The 17,949-nt window shown below is 60.2% G+C and carries 15 protein-coding genes and 1 CRISPR repeat array (1 of these 16 cut by a window edge); of the genes, 7 read left to right on the plus strand and 8 right to left on the minus strand.

Features of this window, described 5'->3' with window-relative positions; translation table 11 throughout:
* Window positions 1-1,131: direct repeats of the CRISPR family, unit length 29 nt; unit sequence GTGTTCCCCGCACCCGCGGGGATGAACCG (it extends 1,158 nt beyond the left edge of the window).
* A 422-nt stretch (window positions 1,132-1,553) separates the two neighbouring features.
* The 7 genes from purT to L0Y14_RS13315 form a co-directional block, all read right to left on the minus strand.
* Window positions 1,554-2,756 (minus strand): formate-dependent phosphoribosylglycinamide formyltransferase, encoded by a 1,203-nt coding sequence (gene purT, locus L0Y14_RS13285; RefSeq protein ID WP_005965881.1) that lies wholly within the window; start codon window positions 2,754-2,756, stop codon window positions 1,554-1,556.
* Window positions 2,757-3,084: 328 nt separating this feature from the next.
* Window positions 3,085-5,463, minus strand: coding sequence for a serine/threonine protein kinase (locus tag L0Y14_RS13290; protein WP_006475511.1), 2,379 nt, complete (start codon window positions 5,461-5,463; stop codon window positions 3,085-3,087).
* A gap of 159 nt (window positions 5,464-5,622) precedes the next feature.
* Complete coding sequence (locus L0Y14_RS13295; protein ID WP_005965887.1) at window positions 5,623-6,054, minus strand: hydrogenase maturation protease; 432 nt, start codon at window positions 6,052-6,054, stop codon at window positions 5,623-5,625.
* On the minus strand, window positions 6,054-7,352 hold the full coding sequence (locus tag L0Y14_RS13300; protein ID WP_006475509.1) for a Ni/Fe hydrogenase subunit alpha: 1,299 nt from the start codon (window positions 7,350-7,352) through the stop codon (window positions 6,054-6,056). The genes L0Y14_RS13295 and L0Y14_RS13300 overlap by 1 nt, the downstream gene beginning before the upstream one ends.
* 5 nt (window positions 7,353-7,357) lie before the next feature.
* Complete coding sequence (locus L0Y14_RS13305) at window positions 7,358-8,155, minus strand: NADH-quinone oxidoreductase subunit B family protein (protein ID WP_006475508.1); 798 nt, start codon at window positions 8,153-8,155, stop codon at window positions 7,358-7,360.
* Window positions 8,155-8,988: an FAD/NAD(P)-binding protein gene (locus L0Y14_RS13310; RefSeq protein ID WP_006475507.1), complete on the minus strand. Its 834-nt coding sequence runs from the start codon at window positions 8,986-8,988 to the stop codon at window positions 8,155-8,157. Before L0Y14_RS13310 ends, L0Y14_RS13305 begins: the two co-directional genes overlap by 1 nt.
* On the minus strand, window positions 8,981-10,120 hold the full coding sequence (locus L0Y14_RS13315) for a 4Fe-4S dicluster domain-containing protein (RefSeq protein WP_006475506.1): 1,140 nt from the start codon (window positions 10,118-10,120) through the stop codon (window positions 8,981-8,983). Before L0Y14_RS13315 ends, L0Y14_RS13310 begins: the two co-directional genes overlap by 8 nt.
* A 548-nt stretch (window positions 10,121-10,668) precedes the next feature.
* On the opposite strand from L0Y14_RS13315, the gene L0Y14_RS13320 reads away from it, so the two are divergent.
* Entirely contained in the window at window positions 10,669-11,526 is an 858-nt protein-coding gene (locus tag L0Y14_RS13320; RefSeq protein ID WP_006475505.1) for a PEP-CTERM sorting domain-containing protein, read from the plus strand.
* Window positions 11,527-11,945: 419 nt separating this feature from the next.
* Here the strand turns inward: L0Y14_RS13320 and L0Y14_RS13330 are convergent, their stop codons facing one another.
* Window positions 11,946-12,863 (minus strand): LysR substrate-binding domain-containing protein, encoded by a 918-nt coding sequence (locus L0Y14_RS13330; RefSeq protein WP_006475504.1) that lies wholly within the window; start codon window positions 12,861-12,863, stop codon window positions 11,946-11,948.
* A gap of 161 nt (window positions 12,864-13,024) precedes the next feature.
* Between L0Y14_RS13330 and L0Y14_RS13335 the strand changes: the two genes are divergently transcribed.
* The 6 genes from L0Y14_RS13335 (at window position 13,025) to L0Y14_RS13360 (ending at window position 17,900) form a co-directional block, all read left to right on the plus strand.
* Window positions 13,025-13,441, plus strand: a complete 417-nt coding sequence (locus L0Y14_RS13335) for a rubrerythrin family protein (RefSeq protein ID WP_005966510.1) — start codon at window positions 13,025-13,027, stop codon at window positions 13,439-13,441.
* Between the two features lie 69 nt (window positions 13,442-13,510).
* Window positions 13,511-14,842 carry a heterodisulfide reductase-related iron-sulfur binding cluster gene (locus tag L0Y14_RS13340; RefSeq protein ID WP_006475503.1) on the plus strand — a complete coding sequence of 444 codons (1,332 nt, stop codon included), beginning with the start codon at window positions 13,511-13,513 and terminating at the stop codon, window positions 14,840-14,842.
* 109 nt (window positions 14,843-14,951) lie between these two features.
* Window positions 14,952-15,533, plus strand: a complete 582-nt coding sequence (locus tag L0Y14_RS13345) for a DUF3501 family protein (RefSeq protein WP_006475502.1) — start codon at window positions 14,952-14,954, stop codon at window positions 15,531-15,533.
* A gap of 315 nt (window positions 15,534-15,848) precedes the next feature.
* Window positions 15,849-16,745 carry a pirin family protein gene (locus L0Y14_RS13350; protein ID WP_006475501.1) on the plus strand — a complete coding sequence of 299 codons (897 nt, stop codon included), beginning with the start codon at window positions 15,849-15,851 and terminating at the stop codon, window positions 16,743-16,745.
* Window positions 16,732-17,292 (plus strand): cytochrome b, encoded by a 561-nt coding sequence (locus L0Y14_RS13355; protein ID WP_251859210.1) that lies wholly within the window; start codon window positions 16,732-16,734, stop codon window positions 17,290-17,292. The genes L0Y14_RS13350 and L0Y14_RS13355 overlap by 14 nt, the downstream gene beginning before the upstream one ends.
* Complete coding sequence (locus tag L0Y14_RS13360) at window positions 17,292-17,900, plus strand: YceI family protein (protein ID WP_006475498.1); 609 nt, start codon at window positions 17,292-17,294, stop codon at window positions 17,898-17,900. Before L0Y14_RS13355 ends, L0Y14_RS13360 begins: the two co-directional genes overlap by 1 nt.
* The last annotated feature ends 49 nt before the right edge of the window (window positions 17,901-17,949 follow it).

Here is a 17,949-nt window from a genome sequence, read left to right on the forward strand (position 1 = left end):
GCAGTGTTCCCCGCACCCGCGGGGATGAACCGTTCGACGGCCAGATCGCTGCGGTCTTCTGCTCCGTGTTCCCCGCACCCGCGGGGATGAACCGTTTATCATTGGTTAATCGCCTTTAATGACGTGGTGTTCCCCGCACCCGCGGGGATGAACCGGTCGTGCGCCCTACAAAGGGCCTCCTCTATCAGTGTTCCCCGCACCCGCGGGGATGAACCGCGACAAAATAATTATCGAGCGGCCGCCGTGTCGTGTTCCCCGCACCCGCGGGGATGAACCGGCAAATCGCAACGCACAGAGCAAACCTGGTGGGTATTCCCCGCACCCGCGGGGATGAACCGGCGACGACTACCTAATGCTTAGCATCACAAAGGTGTTCCCCGCACCCGCGGGGATGAACCGGACAAAGACCCAATCCACTTTTGCGACACCTGGTGTTCCCCGCACCCGCGGGGATGAACCGCATAAACGCAACCCACACCCGGTAATTGAGACGTGTTCCCCGCACCCGCGGGGATGAACCGACTAATCGGCATCACATACCCCACGCCAGCATGTGTTCCCCGCACCCGCGGGGATGAACCGCTCCTCAAGGGCTTCGATCACGTTAACAACATGTGTTCCCCGCACCCGCGGGGATGAACCGCTGGAGTGGAGCGCGAGGCGGTGAGCCAGGGCGTGTTCCCCGCACCCGCGGGGATGAACCGAGCTATGACGCCGAGAAAAAACGCGTTGGGCGGTGTTCCCCGCACCCGCGGGGATGAACCGTTATAACAAGCGCAATAAACACGGACAATTTAGTGTTCCCCGCACCCGCGGGGATGAACCGACGCGACGAAACTGCCTTGGGCAGAGGCAAGCGTGTTCCCCGCACCCGCGGGGATGAACCGAATAGGCAGAATCTTGTGTACTGCGTCAATCAGTGTTCCCCGCACCCGCGGGGATGAACCGCTGTTGGGCCAGGGCGGCTTTATAGCTGTCACGTGTTCCCCGCACCCGCGGGGATGAACCGGAATAGCTGGGTGATTTTATCTGCCCATTGACGTGTTCCCCGCACCCGCGGGGATGAACCTGTGCCTGTTGAATTCGCGCGACCCAATGCCGTGTGTTCCCCGCACCCGCGGGGATGTACCTACTTACGATCTAATCGCCTCGCGTAATAACTGGAGTTCCCCGCACTCGCGGGGATAGGCCCGGAGTGTCGATTATCTCCGCTACTGAATCTGCGGTTCCCCCGCACCCGTGGCACGTCACCAGCTGCGAAACTAGCTACACGTTTAACCGCAAGGCGGCACAGCGCCTACATTCCGCTCTGTATGATCATTAATCTGCTGACACTCTCGTTCGTCACCTTTTGGGGCATTGCGGCTTATCTGGCTGTATGGAAGTTCTTTTTGCCCCCGCCCTGCTAATGTTGATCGGCTGGCAGTTCAGCTCTCGCTAAGACTCATCTGCCCCCTCATCAAGAGCCAAACAGCCTCAGGCAATCTCCGCGCCGGGCTTTCCTCAGCTGTGGGATCAACCAAGTCCGCCTCATATTCTCTCCTTGAAGCGGGTCACTCTCCGGGTACAGGCCGAACCCGCCTCGCCACCTCCAGCGCCCGTTCGCGGGCCTGTTCCACACTCTCAGCGCGAGCCAACGCCACGCCCATGCGGCGTCGGGTAAAGGATTGGGGTTTGCCGAACAGGCGCAGGTCGCTACCCGGTATCTGCAGCGCCTCGGCCACACCCTCGAAGGCGATCCCTTTCGCCTCCAGCCCGCCGTAGATCACGGCGCTGGCAGCATTCTCCCTAAGGCTGGTATCCACCGGCAAGCCGAGAATGGCGCGGGCATGCAGTTCAAATTCATTCTGGTACTGGCTCGCCATGGTGACCATGCCAGTGTCGTGGGGGCGTGGGCTGACCTCCGAGAACCAAACCTGCTCAGCGCGAATGAACAGTTCCACGCCGAAGATGCCACGCCCGCCCAGGGCGCTGGTGACCTGCTGCGCGATCTGCCGCGCCTTCTCCAAAGCCCGTGCACTCATCGCCTGTGGCTGCCAGGACTCCACATAGTCCCCCTGCTCCTGACGATGGCCGATGGGTTCGCAAAAGTGGGTTGCAATGCCTCCCTCTCCATCTGCAGCACGCACCGTCAGCAGGGTGATCTCATAGTCAAACTCGATCATCGCCTCGACGATCACCCGGCCACGCTGCACCCGTCCGCCGCGCATCGCATAGTTCCAGGCCGACTCCAGATCCTCCGGTCCGTGCAATGTCGACTGCCCTTTGCCGGAGGATGACATCACGGGCTTGACGATACAGGGGTATCCCACCCCGCCATCGATCGCCTGCTGCAGCGCCTCCAGGCTCTCGGCGAAGGCGTAACCTGAGGTGGGCAGGCCAAGTTCTTCGGCGACCAGCCGACGTATCCCCTCGCGATTCATGGTCAGCTGGGCGGCGCGTGCCGTCGGGATCACCTCCGCCAGCCCTTCGGTCTCGATGCGCGCCAGCTCATCGGTGGCAATCGCCTCGATCTCCGGCACGATCAGATGTGGGCGCTCCTGCTCCACCAGCGCCCGCAGTGCCGCCGGGTCGCTCATGTCGATGGCATACCAACGGTGCGCCACCTGATGCCCTGGCGCATGCGGATAACGATCCACCGCGATCACCTCTGCTCCAAGCCGCTGCAGGGAGATGATCACCTCCTTGCCCAGTTCGCCACTACCGAGCAGCATCACACGGGTTGCCGAGGCTGAGAGAGGGGTGCCGATCTGCATATTTTTCTCCAATTGGGTGAAGTCTCCCAGGAGCTTATCAACTCCTCTCCACTCACCTCCAGTTCCCCGTTTTTAAATCACCGCCCAAACCACCCAGCTGCCTGATCCGGCCCCCCCCCACGTATCTGGTGTGAATTTTCCACACCCTCGACCTGGTCGTAAAACGATCCACGTTTATCACAGGTAATCACAAGGAAACCCGGGGCTTTTTCAAACGGCTGTCGATATTATTTGCACATTGATATTGGAGAAACCGACGCCCCCATTGCAACCACAAGCAAGCTCGACTCTCCTGCGCATTGAGCACCTGCTCAATACCCCCATCGACTCACTGGCTGCGCAGTGCGAGCAGGATCTGGTTGCGCAGCGCCTTCAGCAGGTTGAGTTTTTTCTTATCGATCTCAAGCGCATCGGGCTGCGGGTGATCCGCATAGATCAGTCCCAGCGGCCGACCGTTCAGCACCAATGGAAACAGCAGGAAAGAGCCGGCGTTGGAGATTTGTTTGTACCACTGCGGGATGTCCTGCTGCATCTTCTGCTCTGCAGTATTGGCGATGTAGACATCTACCGCATTTTTCAGCGCCCCATGGAACACATCCACGCTGTATTTCATCGGAAAACGGAACGCCTTGATGAACGGCTCCAGATCGTCCCCAAAGCCACTGCGCCCCATCACTTCACCACTCTGGCGGTTGTACAACGCCAGCACCACACGGCGGAATCCCATCGAGCGGTACATGGTCTCCAACACCACATTGAACAGTTCGGAGATCTCACAATCCGCCACCATCAGACTGGTCACCTCCTGCAGTCCGTCCATCAGCAATGTCTCGCTCTCCTGCGGCGTGATCAGGCTCTCCGCTGTCACTGCCTGCTCCACCTCCTCCTGCTCATTACTGCCATTGAGGATGCGGGTCTCTGTCAGGCCATCCGGAAGCGTCGCACCGCCACCCGGCTGAGCATCGCCCACGGGCTCAGTTACTGGCGGTTTGCCACTGCCGGATACAATCTTGCTGACAAAGCCCTGCGAGATATCGCTGTTCAGTACCTTGGCATAGGCCTTGAATTCATCCATCGCGTTGTGGCTCAGGTGAAGAAAGGTTTTGCGATCAAAACCAAGGCCCTTTCGATAACGCTCCAGCAACCTGCTGACAGCCTGACTGTCGCCGATTCCCTGTTCTGCCATCAGTCGGGTGGCATCCCCGGCGAAGGCGGCAAGCATGCGTCGCCGCTCGGTCTCACTCGTTGGTGGCCGATCCTCCTTCCAATGCTTCATTGCATCCGTCAACAAGTCGGGAAAGTTCCACTGCCGGGCAATTTCGATACCGACCGTCTCAAAGCTGACCCCCAACACCTGGTGCTGCGCCTGGATTGGCTGCAACGACTCCAGCTGCTGCAGCCGTTCCACCTCGCGGCTCTCATCAGGCAGATAGAACGCCACCAGTATTCTGCCCAGATCCCGCAGCATAGCGGCCAGAAAGAACCCCTCCGTATCGTTCTCACCCTGCTGCCGGGCCAGCTGACTGGCGAACACCGCACTGAACATCGCAGCCGAGACCTGCTCCCGCAGCCGCTCTGCCTGCTGCTTGTCCCCCAGGTGTTCAAAAAAGATCAGCGAAGCTGCCAGTGAGCGGATCGCCTGGATACCGAGCACCACCACCGCCCGGGAGACAGTACCAATCTTGCCGGAGAATCTACCGTAGTAGGCAGAATTGACCACCTTCAGGATCTTGTTGGTCAGCGCAAAGTCTTTCACGATCACGCTCGCCATCTGCCCCGCATCCTTGCCTCTCACCTGCGACATGGCATTGATCCGGCGTACCGACTGGGAGAGCACCGGGAAGTCGCTCTTGCGGCGCATCCGACGCAGCAGAAATTCGACCGTGCCATGGGCGCCATCCACCTCTTCTGCTGGCTCGCCCTTGAGCGCCTCGAAGGCCTTGAGCATGTCACCGGCATCCGCGTAGCGCGCATCAGGATCCTTCTCCAGCGCCTTCAAAACAAACCGGTCGAGGCGCTCATCCACCGCCTCATTGAAGCGCGAGGGCGGCTGCACCCGGGCCTTGAGAATGCTGTCCAATACGATCTGCTGACTGCTGCCACTGAACACCGGCATCCCGGTGAGCATCTCATCCAGGATCAGACCGAGGGCAAAGACATCCGCCGGCGCTCCCACCTCACCGCGACTGATGTACTCAGGGGCCAGGTAACGCGGCGTGCCGATGCGCGACCGATCCCGCTCACGCCCTTCCGAAAGCAGACGGGCAATGCCAAAATCCATGATCTTGGCCACCCCATCCGGATTGATGATGATGTTGCCGGGCTTCAGATCCCGATGCACGATACCGGCCCGGTGCGCCTCCGCCATACCCTGAAGGATGCCGCGGAAGATATTCAGTGCCAGGGGTAGCTCCAGCCTGGCAGAACGGATCTGATCGCTGAGCAGCTCTCCTTCCACATACTCGAACACCATAAAGGGCAGACCGCGCTGCTCGCCGGCCTCGTAGATGGAGACGATGTTGGGATGCTGCAGCCGGCTCATGGCGCGCGCCTCGCCGCACTGCGCCGACTCCTTTACCGAGCGATCGAGCAGCTTGATCGCGACCCGGCGCTGCAGCTGGGTGTCGAAGCACAGATAGACCGTGCCCTGGGCCCCGGCCCCCAGCTTCTTGCCCACCTTGAAACGCCCGATCTGGTTTAGCGTCATCCACTTTCCCCTATAGCTCTGCCGGGTTATCGGCCATACAGGGAATTTCTTACCTTATTAACCAGGCAATTAAATATGGCACATGTATTGGTCGGGCTGTGCTCGACATTATCCTTGATTTCAATCGGTGACACGCGCTGGCCACGGGCCACCCTATATCTATTTAATTGCCGGGTTAATAGCGCCCCGCTGCCACGCTTCGAGCTGCGCCAACAGTGCGGCACCATCCAGCTCAGGGGGAGAGGGTGTAGCGGCATCGATCACAATGCCGAGCAGTAGCAGGCGCTGCGGCAGCTCCCCCAAGGCTTGCGCCAGCGCCAACGCCTGCGCCACACCAAAACCATGCACCGCGTTGATCTGGCCAGGATCGGCCAGCTCCGCCAGATCGAGCCGGCGGATCTGCCCCGGCTGCCCCTCCGCCCGCAGCGCATCTAGCAACACCACCGACTCCTCTAGCCAGGGGATCAAGGCGCTGCCGGGACGGTCGAGACACACCACCTCCACATCCGGTAACTCCGCACCTAGCCATTCGGCGGCATGCCAAGCGACACGATCAGCGCCGAAGGGAGATCCGACTGCAATCACTCGCATCAGCGGCGGCGGACCTTCAGTGTCAGGAAGTGGGTCGCACAGGAGATGCAGGGGTCATAGTTGCGGATCACCTGCTCGGCACGCAGGCGCAATGCCAGGTCATCCTTGTCTAGCCCCATCAGCGTCAGCGAATTGTGGATATCCTCCTCGATGCGCGCCTGATTCTGGCTGGTGGGGGGCACGATACGGCCACTCAACACCCGTCCCTGCTCATCCACGTCGTAGCGATGCCAGAGGATGCCGCGCGGCGCCTCAGTGCAGCCAAAGCCGGTACCGGCGCGGGGCGTGAAGGGCAGTGCCGGCATCTCGGGCAGTTGGTAATCCTGCAGCAGCTCGACTGCCTCAGCGACCGCCAGATAGAGCTCCACCGCCCGTGCCAAGATACTGTGAAACATGTTGTGGCTGGGGATATGAATACCGCACTCATCCAGCAGTCTGCGCAGCCCAAGCGGCAGCTGATGAAAGTTGAGATTGAGCCTCGCCAGCGGCCCCACTAGATAGGATCTACCCTCCAGTTCGGAGTGGAAGGCGGTGGAGTGGTCCACCTGCTTTTCGCGAAAGTGGCTGGCGAACTGGTTGATCGGGATGTCGAGCCCCTGCCCGGAGATCAGCCGCCCCACACCGATGGCGTACTCATCTGGCGCACTCAGGGCGACACTGACAAAAGCCTGCTCATCCTGCGGGAAATCGAGCCCAGCACACAAACGCAACAGCGCCTCCGCCTCCAGCAAAGCCGCCTCCAGGCGATGCACCATTGCCTCCACCGCAGCCGGCTCCGGCGCACGGTAGAAGCCGCCCACCCGCACCCCCACCGGATGCACCGAACGAGCACCAAACAGCGCAATCAGATCGTTGCCCAGGCTCTGCAGGCGCAGCCCGCGGCGCACTATCTCGGGGTGATCCACGGCCATCGCGATGGCGCTCTCGTAGCCGAAGAAGTCGGGCGCGGCCAGCAGGTGGATATGCAGCGCATGGCTCTGCAGCCACTCACCGCAATACATCGCCCTGCGCATGCGCTTGATCCAGGGTGTCGGCTCGATGCCGAAAATGCTCTCGAAGGCCTGCACCGCACTCATCTGGTAGGCGACCGGACAGATGCCGCAGATGCGCGCCACCATGTCGATTACCTGGTCGCACTCGTAGCCTTCGATGAACTTCTCGAACAGCCGTGGCGGCTCAAAGATACGCAGCCGCAGCTGCTCGATCTTGCCATCAACGATATCGAGCTCCAGTGCACCCTCGCCCTCGACTCGGGTCAGCACCGGCACATTGATGTGGATCTCGCGGGAGTCGCCCATGCTCCTCATTCCTCCTCCGTCGCTCTGGCGCGCAACCGCACACCCGCCTCGGCAAACGTCGGCGCGCCACCCTGGATGAAGAGAAAGCGCCGTGCGCTGGCTGCCTGATCCAGCCCCAGCTCACTGAAGCGCTGCGCCAGGCTCTCATGGTGCACCGACTCCACCGGCCCGTAACAGCCGTAACAGCCCCGCCCCTGGGAGGGGCAGAGTGCGCCGCAACCAGCCAGGGTCACCGGTCCCAGACAGGGCTGACCGCTGCTCACCAGGGTGCAGACCAACCCCTGACGTTTGCACTCCATGCAGAGTGCACGCCGTTCCCGCACCGGCTCAACCCCGTTCAGCAGGTCCCGCAGGGCGCGCAGCAGCTGGTTTGAATTGACCGGGCAGCCCGGCAACTCCAGGTCCACTTTGACATGTGCAGCGATGGCACCGGACTCCGGCAGGATCTCGATCTGTTCTGGGTGGGGATAGAGTGCCGCCATCCAGGCAGCCGCATCGGCCAGATTGCGCAGCGCCTGGATCCCGCCCGCGGTGGCGCAGGCGCCGATGCTGATCAGGTAGTCGCTATTCTTCCGCACCTGGCGAATGCGCTCGATATCCTCGGGGGTGGAGATGCTGCCCTCCACCAGCGCCAGATCGACATGGGCAGTCGGATCACTGGGCCCTGCCTCGGCAAAGTGGACGATCTCGAGATAGTTTGGCAGCTCGAGCAGTGCCTCACCCAGATTGAGCAGGGCAAGCTGACAGCCATCACAGGAGCTGAATTTGTGCACTGCAAGGGTGGGTTTTGTTTCTCTCATCATCAAAACCCCTTTACGCCGAGGAAGTCTGCCACCTCCTCATAACTGAAGATCGGTCCGTCGTGGCAGACGCGCTTCGGCCCGATCTGGCAGTGCCCGCACTGACCGATGCCGCACTGCATGTTGCGCTCCATGCTCAGCCAGATGCGCCGATCAGGCAGCCCTAGGTCACGCAGCTGGGCAATGGCGGCAATCATCATCATCTCCGGCCCACACAGCATGGTGAGGGTCTTTTGGGTGTGCAACTCCAACATCCCGATCAGCTCAGTGACCATACCCTGCTGCCAGGGCCAATCCCGGCTTGTCACATCGGCAGCCAGGTGGACATGCACATCATGCTGCTGGGTCCACTGATCATACTGGTCACGCCAGATCAGATCGTCGCAGTGTTTGACCCCCTGCAGGATATAGATGCGACCAAACCGCTCACGCCGCCGCAGCAGGTAGCCGATCACCGACATCAGCGGCGCGCAGCCTAAGCCGCCAGTAATCAGCAACAGATCCTTACCCTCGGCCTCGGCCAGCGGCCAGCCACGACCGAAGGGCCCGCGAATGCCCACCCGGTCGCCCGGCTTGAGGCTCTGCATTTTGCGTGTCACTCGGCCCACCACACGGATGGTGTGGTCGAAGAAGTGGCTGTCCTGCGGATCGGAGACGATAGAGATCGGGATCTCGCCGACACCGAACAACGACACCATGTTGAACTGCCCAGGCTTAAACTCGAACGCCTGCTGCTGATCACTATCCTCAAACTCCAACCGTAGGGTGAAGATCGTCTCCGACTCCTGGGTACGGCGATCGATGATGGCGATACGGGGCAGGTGCGGGTCAAACATCAAAATCATCCTCCCCGAGCACCAAACCCACCTCCCGGGTCAGGTCGATCCCTACCGGACACCAGCTGATACAGCGGCCGCAGCCGGTGCAGCCGATGCGCCCGAACTGATCCTGCCAGCCGGCCAGCTTATGGGTCAGCCACTGCCGGTAGCGCTGCGGGATGGTGGTGCGCACATTGAAACGGCCCATGCTGCTGTGGGCCGGGTTGAAGCAGGAGTCCCACTGGCGGATGCGCACGGCGCTTGTCCCGTCCAGCGCCGTGCGGTATTCGGTGGAGTAGCAAAAACAGGTGGGACAGACCGCGGTACAGTTGCCGCAGGAGAGGCAGCGCTCCCCGACCTGATCCCAGTCTGGATGGGCCAGGTTGTCGTAGAGACGGCGCAGCACCGCCGGCGACGGCAAACGTCGCTGCTGGGCGGCGGCGGCCCGGTCTGTCGCCTCATTCATCTCGGCAAGCTGTGGGTCGCTGGCGAGCGGCAAGGCCAAAGATTGCAGCAGCGCCTCGCCCCGCTGTGACCCTCCCCAGGTGAGAAAACCCGCATCCAGTTCTGCCAACCCGATGTCGAACCCCCCGTTTAAAGAAGGGCCATCGCCGGTGGAGGTACAGAAACAGGTCTCTGCCGACTCGGCACAGTCAACCCCTACCAGAAACAGCGCCTCGCGCCGCGCTTTATAATGAGGATCGGGGGCGGTGCTGGAGAGGAAGTGTCTGTCCTGGATCGCCAAGGCTGCCAGGTCACAGCCGCGCACACCGATCACCGCGATCGGAGTCGCCTCAGCCAGCCCGGACTCTAGCTGCATCTTCCCATCCGGCCCCTGGGACTCTTGCCAAAGGCACTCTTCCGGCGCGAAGCAGAGGGGTTTCAGTCCCTGCGGGCCCTGGTTCCAGGCGAACAGGCGCTGATCCTCTCGCTGCTCAAGACGATAGCTGCCCGGCTGCTGCCGGTTCACTACCCCTGTCGGCAGGGCGGCCATACCGCTGATCGGACGAAATTGGATCACCCCAGATTCAACCACCGGACCGAGCAACTGCCATCCCGCCTCCGAGATCGCATTGAGCAGGCGATCGAATGCGTTTCGTGGCAGAAATCCCGGTCGCCGTGCGCCGCTTGAAGATACTGAACTCTCCACCCTTACTTCTCTCCATTCGCCGGAGCCTGAAATCGGCAGGGCAACACACCTTTGCTGCAATCCTCTAGCAGTGTAGACGACATCCATGACTCAGAAAGAGAGATCACTCTTCCCAATCCGTCGCTTGGCTTTACACTCCGACAGGAAGCCCCGCCCCATTCCGGCCACTGACGCTGAAGCTGCTTCCTATCCGCTGGCTGGGCAAGAAGCCCGTTCAGATCACGGGAAATCGATTCCATTCCCCGGAAATCCATTCTTCTCTCTGTCGGTCTGCCTGACAAACTCGACTTTTATTCCCCAGACTATGACCCGCTTTCCCATGCCCTTTTCCGGCGAGAATATCCTTCTCCAAACACGCTCATCAGAGAAACCCATTCCTTTTAATTTTTATCTTTAATATTCAATAAGTTTCGTCATTATTTGCGCAACTATCGCCACCTCATCCGCGTTTAATTCCGCAGCTGAGATCGCCTCATCCCAAGCTGGCCCGCCACTTGCCACATAGCAGGCAAGTTCACTTTCAGCAGATCCATCAGGAGATTGGGACCATGGCTAACGCAACCACTTTTACCCAGAAGGCTCTCAAACTGAGCGCTGCCGCACTGCTACTGCTCGCCGGCAGCGCCGCTCAGGCGATCACCATCGATTCTGATATCAGTGATTGGATCAAGGCCCCCAAGGGCAAGGCATCCGACTGGAACAAGACCCTGCGCAGCAGCATCTCGGTAGTGGTCGAGGATCAGCACAAATGGTATCTCAACCCCGGCTATGGCGGTCAGAAGTATGATGCCGAGGCGATGTATGTGGAGCTAGTCGGCAGCATGCTCAATATCGGTATCGCCACTGGCCGTGCCCCCCACGCCAAAGGCTGGGCCGCCGGTGATATCGCCCTCAACTTCGATTTCGGCAGCGACGCCACCTCCTTCGAATATGGCATCGTCACCCGCGATCACAACGGCATGAGCCAGGGTGACGTCTACTCGGTCGATAATTGGAACTACGGCCTCTGGGTCAAGCCCAAAAAGACCAGCAGCGCGATGAATACCTACAAGCTCTCCCACCCCACCAGTATCAAGTCTGGTGATCTGCTGGGTAGCGTGGACCTCGCCTACGGTGAGATGACCCACGGCAGCATGAACTTTGGTGACTCAAAGCCCGATAAGATCGGCAAGTATAAAAAGGACCGCCACTACATGATTGAGACCAGCGTCGATCTGGCTCTGCTCAACCTGGGCTCGCTGAATGACTTCGACCTGCGCGTGCACTGGACTGCAAACTGCAACAACGACTGGATCCAGCTCGATATGCAGCACGCCCAGGTGCCGGAGCCCGCTTCATTGGTACTGCTCGCCATCGGCCTGATCGGCTTCGCCAGCCGCAAGCGTCTGCGGCGCAAACAGGCTTAGTTCCTGACCTATAACAATAACGATCTTAACTCTCCATTTGACGCCCTCGTTTGAGGGCGTTTTTTTATTGGGCGCCACCTGACCCTGTAGGAGCGCCGCACATCAAGAAGCCGCCCGTTTTTTCTCCCCCGCTTAACAGACTTCATCTTCTCCCCCTCGGCCTTGATTCGTTGCAGCAGCGCCTCGGCGGTGAGTTCACCGCGGAAGGCTTTGGCAAGGATGGGTTGGGTGAGGTGGTTGACAGGTGCCTGGGCATCTTTGTGCCGCTGTTCGATCTGGTCGGCAAAAGTGAAGAGCCTGCATGTATAGTTTTTACTGTTTTCTATGCATATCTTGTAGGGTATGCATATGTATGTAGATCACATCGACATCCCGTTGACTAATAATTAAGTAAATCGAGTAGTGGCCAGCATATCTGGCTATTCCATATCAGCATCCAAGCGCCTGACCGTGTTCGGCAGCTGTTCGTCGATCAGTTGCGCCAAACCTTGCAGCATCGTCTTGCGGGGGAAACTCGATCGGTAGACCAGACGGATGCGCCGGAAGGCAGTGGGGATCTCGAGCTTGCGTGCAATCACCCCGGAACCGATCAGCCCGCTGCCATGTACTGTCAACGCGGGCACCAGTGTGCAGCCATATCCTGCCGCCACCAGCCGGATCAGCGTCTCCATACCAAATGCTCGCAGATACTCCTGTGAACTTCGTTGGTGGGGGCAGACAGACATAATCTGCCCCGACAGGCAATGCACATCCGACAGCAGCAGCATCTCCACCTCCGCCAGATCTTCGCAGCTGATCTCATCCTTGGTGTAGAGCGGGTGCTTGCTGAGATGCGCCAGCCAGAACGGCTCATCAAACAGTAGCAGCGAATCGTAACCAGGCGCCTTGATCGGTGTCGCCAGCAGCGCCGCATCAATCTCATGGTTTGCCAGCTTGTCGGTCAACGATGCGGTCACCTCATCCGTCAGGGCCAGTTGCAGCTTGGGGTAGCGCTCCCGCAACGGCTTCAGGATCAGCGGGATCAGATAGGGGCTCAGAGTCGGGATGGCGCCCAACCGCAAAGGGCCTGAAAAAGGATCATGAAAGCCTTCCGCGATATGTTTGATCGCCTCCGCCTCCTGGATGCTGCGACGGGCGTGTTCGATGATCACCTCACCCACTGGCGTCACCCGGACCGAGCGGTTGGTGCGCTCAAACAGGGTGACACCCAAGCTCTTCTCGAGCTTTTTGATCTGGTTGCTCAAGGTCGGTTGGCTGACAAAACAGCGCTCAGCGGCCCGCCCAAAATGGCCGGTCTCGGCAACCGCCACCAGATAGCTCAGATCTCTTAGATTCATGACGCCCCACCCGTGATTCCTATGAATAAATAATCACACATTCATTCACAGTGTCAATCATTTGGATTCAAACAAACAATTAGAGGTATTTCAGGTCAGCAACTATATTTTCTCCGTGCCTAGCAGGCACAAACCAACTGAACCGCAAGGAGAAAGAGACCATGTCCCTGAAAGGCAGCAAGACTGAGCAGAACCTGAAAGACGCCTTTGCCGGCGAATCCCAGGCCAACCGCCGCTATCTCTACTTCGCCTCCAAGGCGGATATCGAGGGCTACAACGATGTGGCAGCCCTGTTCCGCTCCACCGCTGAAGGCGAAACCGGCCATGCCCATGGCCATCTGGAATACCTGGAAGAGTGCGGCGACCCCGCTACCGGCATGCCCTTTGGCAGCACCGTCGACAACCTCAAGACCGCAGTGGCCGGCGAAACCCACGAGTACACCGACATGTACCCCGGCATGGCCAAGGCCGCCCGTGACGAAGGCTTCGACGAGATCGCCGATTGGTTCGAGACCCTAGCCAAGGCAGAGCGTTCCCACGCCAACCGCTACCAGAAGGCTCTGAACGAGATGGAGTAAGCGGTAGACGCCGGGGCCGGATGGTCCCGGCACCTCCCCATCTCAACAGTAATCAGCGGAGACGACACCATGAGTATCAGAGAAGGTAACCTGGAAGCACCCACCCGCCACCCACTCAACTGGAAAGAGGCAGACTTCTACAGCGAAGCGTCGCTGTTTCAGGAGCTGGAGCGGGCATTCGATATCTGCCACGGCTGCCGGCGCTGCGTCAGTCTCTGCCAATCTTTCCCCACCCTGTTCGACCTGGTGGACGAATCAGAGACCCTGGAGGTGGATGGCATCGCCAAGGCGGACTACTGGAAGGTAGTCGATCACTGCTACCTCTGTGATCTCTGCTTCATGACCAAGTGCCCCTATGTCCCACCCCACGACTGGAATCTGGACTTCCCCCACCTGATGCTGCGCGCCAAAGCGGTGAAGTACAAAAAGGGCGATGTAAAACTGCGCGACAGGATTCTCACCAGCACCGATGCGGTCGGCAGCATCGCCGGAATCCCAGTGGTTGCCGGAGTCATCAACGCAATCAACAAGGCCAAGCCCGCCCGCAAGGCATTGGAGGCCGTGCTGGAGGTACATGCCGAAGCCCGCCTGCCAGAGTTCCACTCGAAGAGCCTGCGTTCACGTCTGGCCGACAGGCGCGGCAGAGAGGCGAAAGGTGAACTGGCCGGCCCCACCAAGGGCAAAGTGGCGCTATTCGCCACCTGTTACGGCAATCGCAACGAGCCGCTGATTGGCGAAGATCTGGTGGCGGTGTTCGAGCACAACGGCATCCCCGTGACCCTGGCCGAGAAGGAGCAGTGCTGCGGCATGCCCAAGCTGGAGCTAGGCGATCTGGAGGCGGTGGAAGCGGCGAAGAATGCCAACATCCCGGTGCTGACCAGACTGGTGGACGAGGGTTGGGATATCGTCGCCCCGGTCCCCTCCTGTGCTCTGATGTTCAAGCAAGAGCTGCCGCTAATGTTCCCCGACGAGCCCGATGTCATCAAGGTTTCCAAGGCGATCTTCGACCCTTTCGAATACCTGATGCAGCGCCACAAAGCTGGCAAGCTGAATACCGATTTCAAGACCCCTCTGGGCAAGGTGGCCTACCATGCCGCCTGCCACCAGCGGGTACAGAACGTGGGTTCCAAGACCCGCGAGCTGCTGTCGCTGATACCGGAGACCACCATCGAGGCGATCGAACGCTGCTCCGGCCACGACGGCACCTACGCCGTCAAAAAAGAGACCCACGACGCCGCGATGAAGATTGTCCGGCCGGTGGTGAACCGGGTCAAAAAGGCCGAAGCGGACCACTACGGCAGCGACTGCCCGATGGCCGGACACCATATCGAACAGGGCATGGCCGATGGCAGCCACACCGAACACCCGATGGGCCTACTGCGCAAGGCCTATGGGATCTGATAGCCCAATGGATCATCCTGCGGGTCCGGCTGTAGGTCCGACTGAAGTCGGACCTACGATCCAAACCAACACCCGCACGAGAGAGAAACCTGTTAACGGAGAAGAACTGATGAGCAAATTGTCACACCACGATCTCTACAGTCTGGAAGAGTACTCGAACATGCGCGGCGAATTCCGCGGCAAGGTGATGGAACACAAGAAAAACCGCCGGGTACCTCTGGGCGAGCATGCTGCTCTCTACTTCGAGGACGCCCTAACCATGCAGTACCAGATTCAGGAGATGCTGCGCATCGAGCGCATCTTCGAGCATCAAGGGATTCAGGACGAACTGGATGTCTACAATCCCCTGATCCCCGACGGTATGAACTGGAAGGCAACCTTCATGGTGGAGTACGAAGACCCGCAGGAGCGACACCAGGCACTCGCCCGCCTGATCGGCATCGAGCGGGCGCTGTGGGTGGCGGTTGAAGGTTTCGCTAAGGTGCGCCCCATCGCCAATGAGGATCTGGAGCGTGAAACCGAAGAGAAGACCGCCTCGGTACACTTCGTGCGTTTTGAGTTGACCCCGGAGATGGCTGCCGCCGTCAAGCAGGGGGCCACCATCAAGGCTGGCATCGATCACCCGCACTACCAGGCAGAGATCACTCTGGAGGAGCCGATCAGGGCATCGCTGGCGGGGGATCTTCACTGAGCCGCACTTATGGCTCCTGTTCCACGACAGCAAAACCCTGTAGAAGCGACCGCTTGCGATGCAAATATCTTCAGTGTCGTTTGATTCGCGCCGCAAGCGGACGCTCCTACAAATTTTGGACTATGAACAAAATATTGGTGCATAGCCAACCAACAGTGACTCCTCCATCCTGAACAGGTGAACCTGGCAACGGCACGGCAGATTGTCAGTTTGTTCCATAGATTTGGGGCTTGCATCCCGACTTGACCGACTGGTTTAGTCAGCTATTGCCGCCTAAACTCTCTCCACATGATGCTCAAAATCTGGAGGGACACGATGACCACCATCTTTAAAAAACCACGCCAGCTGATCCGCATCATCCGCGGCAGCGACACCCAGGATGGCGCTGGGGTGCAGTTGACCCGGTTCATCCCGAGCCACAGCCTGCCGCTGCTCGACCCATTTCTGCTGCTCGATAGCTTTCGCTCCAACAATCCACAGGACTATATCGCCGGCTTTCCGCCCCACCCGCACCGGGGGTTCGAAACGGTCACCTACCTGTTGGCCGGACGGGTGCGGCACCGCGACAGCGCCGGCCACAGCGGGGTGGTGGAAGAAGCGGGCGGGGTACAGTGGATGACCGCCGGGCGGGGCATAGAGCACTCCGAGATGCCTGAACAGGAGCAGGGGCTGCTGGAGGGGTTCCAGCTCTGGGTCAACCTGCCCGCCGCACAGAAGATGGCCACCCCCTGTTACCAGGAGTTTGCACCACAGGAGATACCGCTGGAGCCGCATGAAAACGGCACCCGTATCCAGGTCATCGCCGGGCAGACCGCCTGCGGCACCCGAGGTGCAGTCAATGGGATCAGTGTGCAGCCACTCTATCTGGATATCGCCCTGCCTGCCGGCGAGACCTACCAGGAGAGACTGGCCAGCGGCCACAATGCCTTCATCTATCTGATCTCAGGGAGCCTAACGATTGCCGGTGATAAGACGCAGAACAACCGGATCGAACCGCGACAATTGGGGGTGCTGAGTGATGGCGACAGCGTCGTCATCGAGGCGAACCAGGCGAGTCGTCTGTTGCTGCTGGCCGGACGCCCGATCGGTGAGCCAGTAGTACGCCACGGCCCGTTCGTGATGAACAGCACCGAGCAGATCGAGCAGGCCTATCGGGACTACCAGGCCGGCCTGTTCGGCAGGCTCGATGAGACACCCGATGCAGTGGCGTAACACGACAGACGCCTGGGGCCTGCCAGCGATCCTGCTGCACTGGCTAGTGGCCCTTGGCCTGTTCGGTCTGTTTGGGTTGGGGCTGTGGATGACCGGGCTCGACTACTACCACCCCTGGTACCGTCGAGCCCCCGATCTGCACCGCAGCATCGGCAGCCTGCTGTTTCTGCTGGTGCTGCTGCGGCTCGGCTGGCGACTGCTCAACCCCACCCCCACCGCCCTACCTAACCACCTGCCCTGGGAGCACTTAGCCGCGCGGCTGGTGCATTGGCTGCTCTATCTGCTGCCCCTGCTGGTGATGCTGAGCGGCTACCTGATCTCCACCGCCGATGGCCGGGCTGTCTCAGTGTTCGACTGGTTCGAGCTACCGGCGCTGTTGACTGGCCTGGAGCAGCAGGAGGAGGTGATGGGCAGGCTGCATAAGCTGCTCGCCTGGGGCCTGATCGGCACCGCAGCGGTTCACACCAGTGGTGCCTTGAAACACCACTTTTTTGACCACGACACCACCCTGACCCACATCTTGGGGTCCACCAAGGAGCAACCCTAATGCAACACAAGATCATCAGCGGCCTACTCGCCGCCGGCCTCTGCCTCGCCACCCTGCCGACCCAGGCCGCCGACTACACCATCGACACCAAAGACGCCCACGCCTTCATCCAGTTCAAGATATCCCATCTCGGCTACAGCTGGCTGCTGGGCCGCTTCAACCACTTCTCGGGGAGCTTCAGCTACGACGAGAACAACCCGGCGGCCGCCAAGGTCCGGGTCGAGATCGATGTCAGCAGCATCGACTCCAACCACGCCGAGCGCGACAAACACCTGCGCAGCAAAAAGTTCCTCGACGTGGCCAACTACCCCAAGGCAGAGTTCGTCAGCACCAGTTTCCAGGAACTGGCCGACGGCACGGCTAAATTGCACGGCAATCTCTCCCTGCACGGGGTCACTCAGCCAGTCACCATCGATGTCACCCAGATCGGCAGCGGCACGGACCCCTGGGGTGGCTATCGGCGCGGCTTTGAGGGCCACACCCGCTTCGCCCTGGCCGACTTCGGCAGCGACTACAATCTAGGGCCGGCATCGAAAGAGGTCGAACTCTATCTGGGCATCGAGGGGATCAGGAGCGACAACAAAAGCCGCCCCAGGCAACGCCGATGAGCCGGGTCAGGCATTGAACCCTGCGCCCCGCTCCGCGTTTCCACGGCTG

The organism is Candidatus Endoriftia persephonae (assembly GCF_023733635.1).
GTDB classification, from domain to species: Bacteria; Pseudomonadota; Gammaproteobacteria; order Chromatiales; family Chromatiaceae; genus Endoriftia; species Endoriftia persephonae.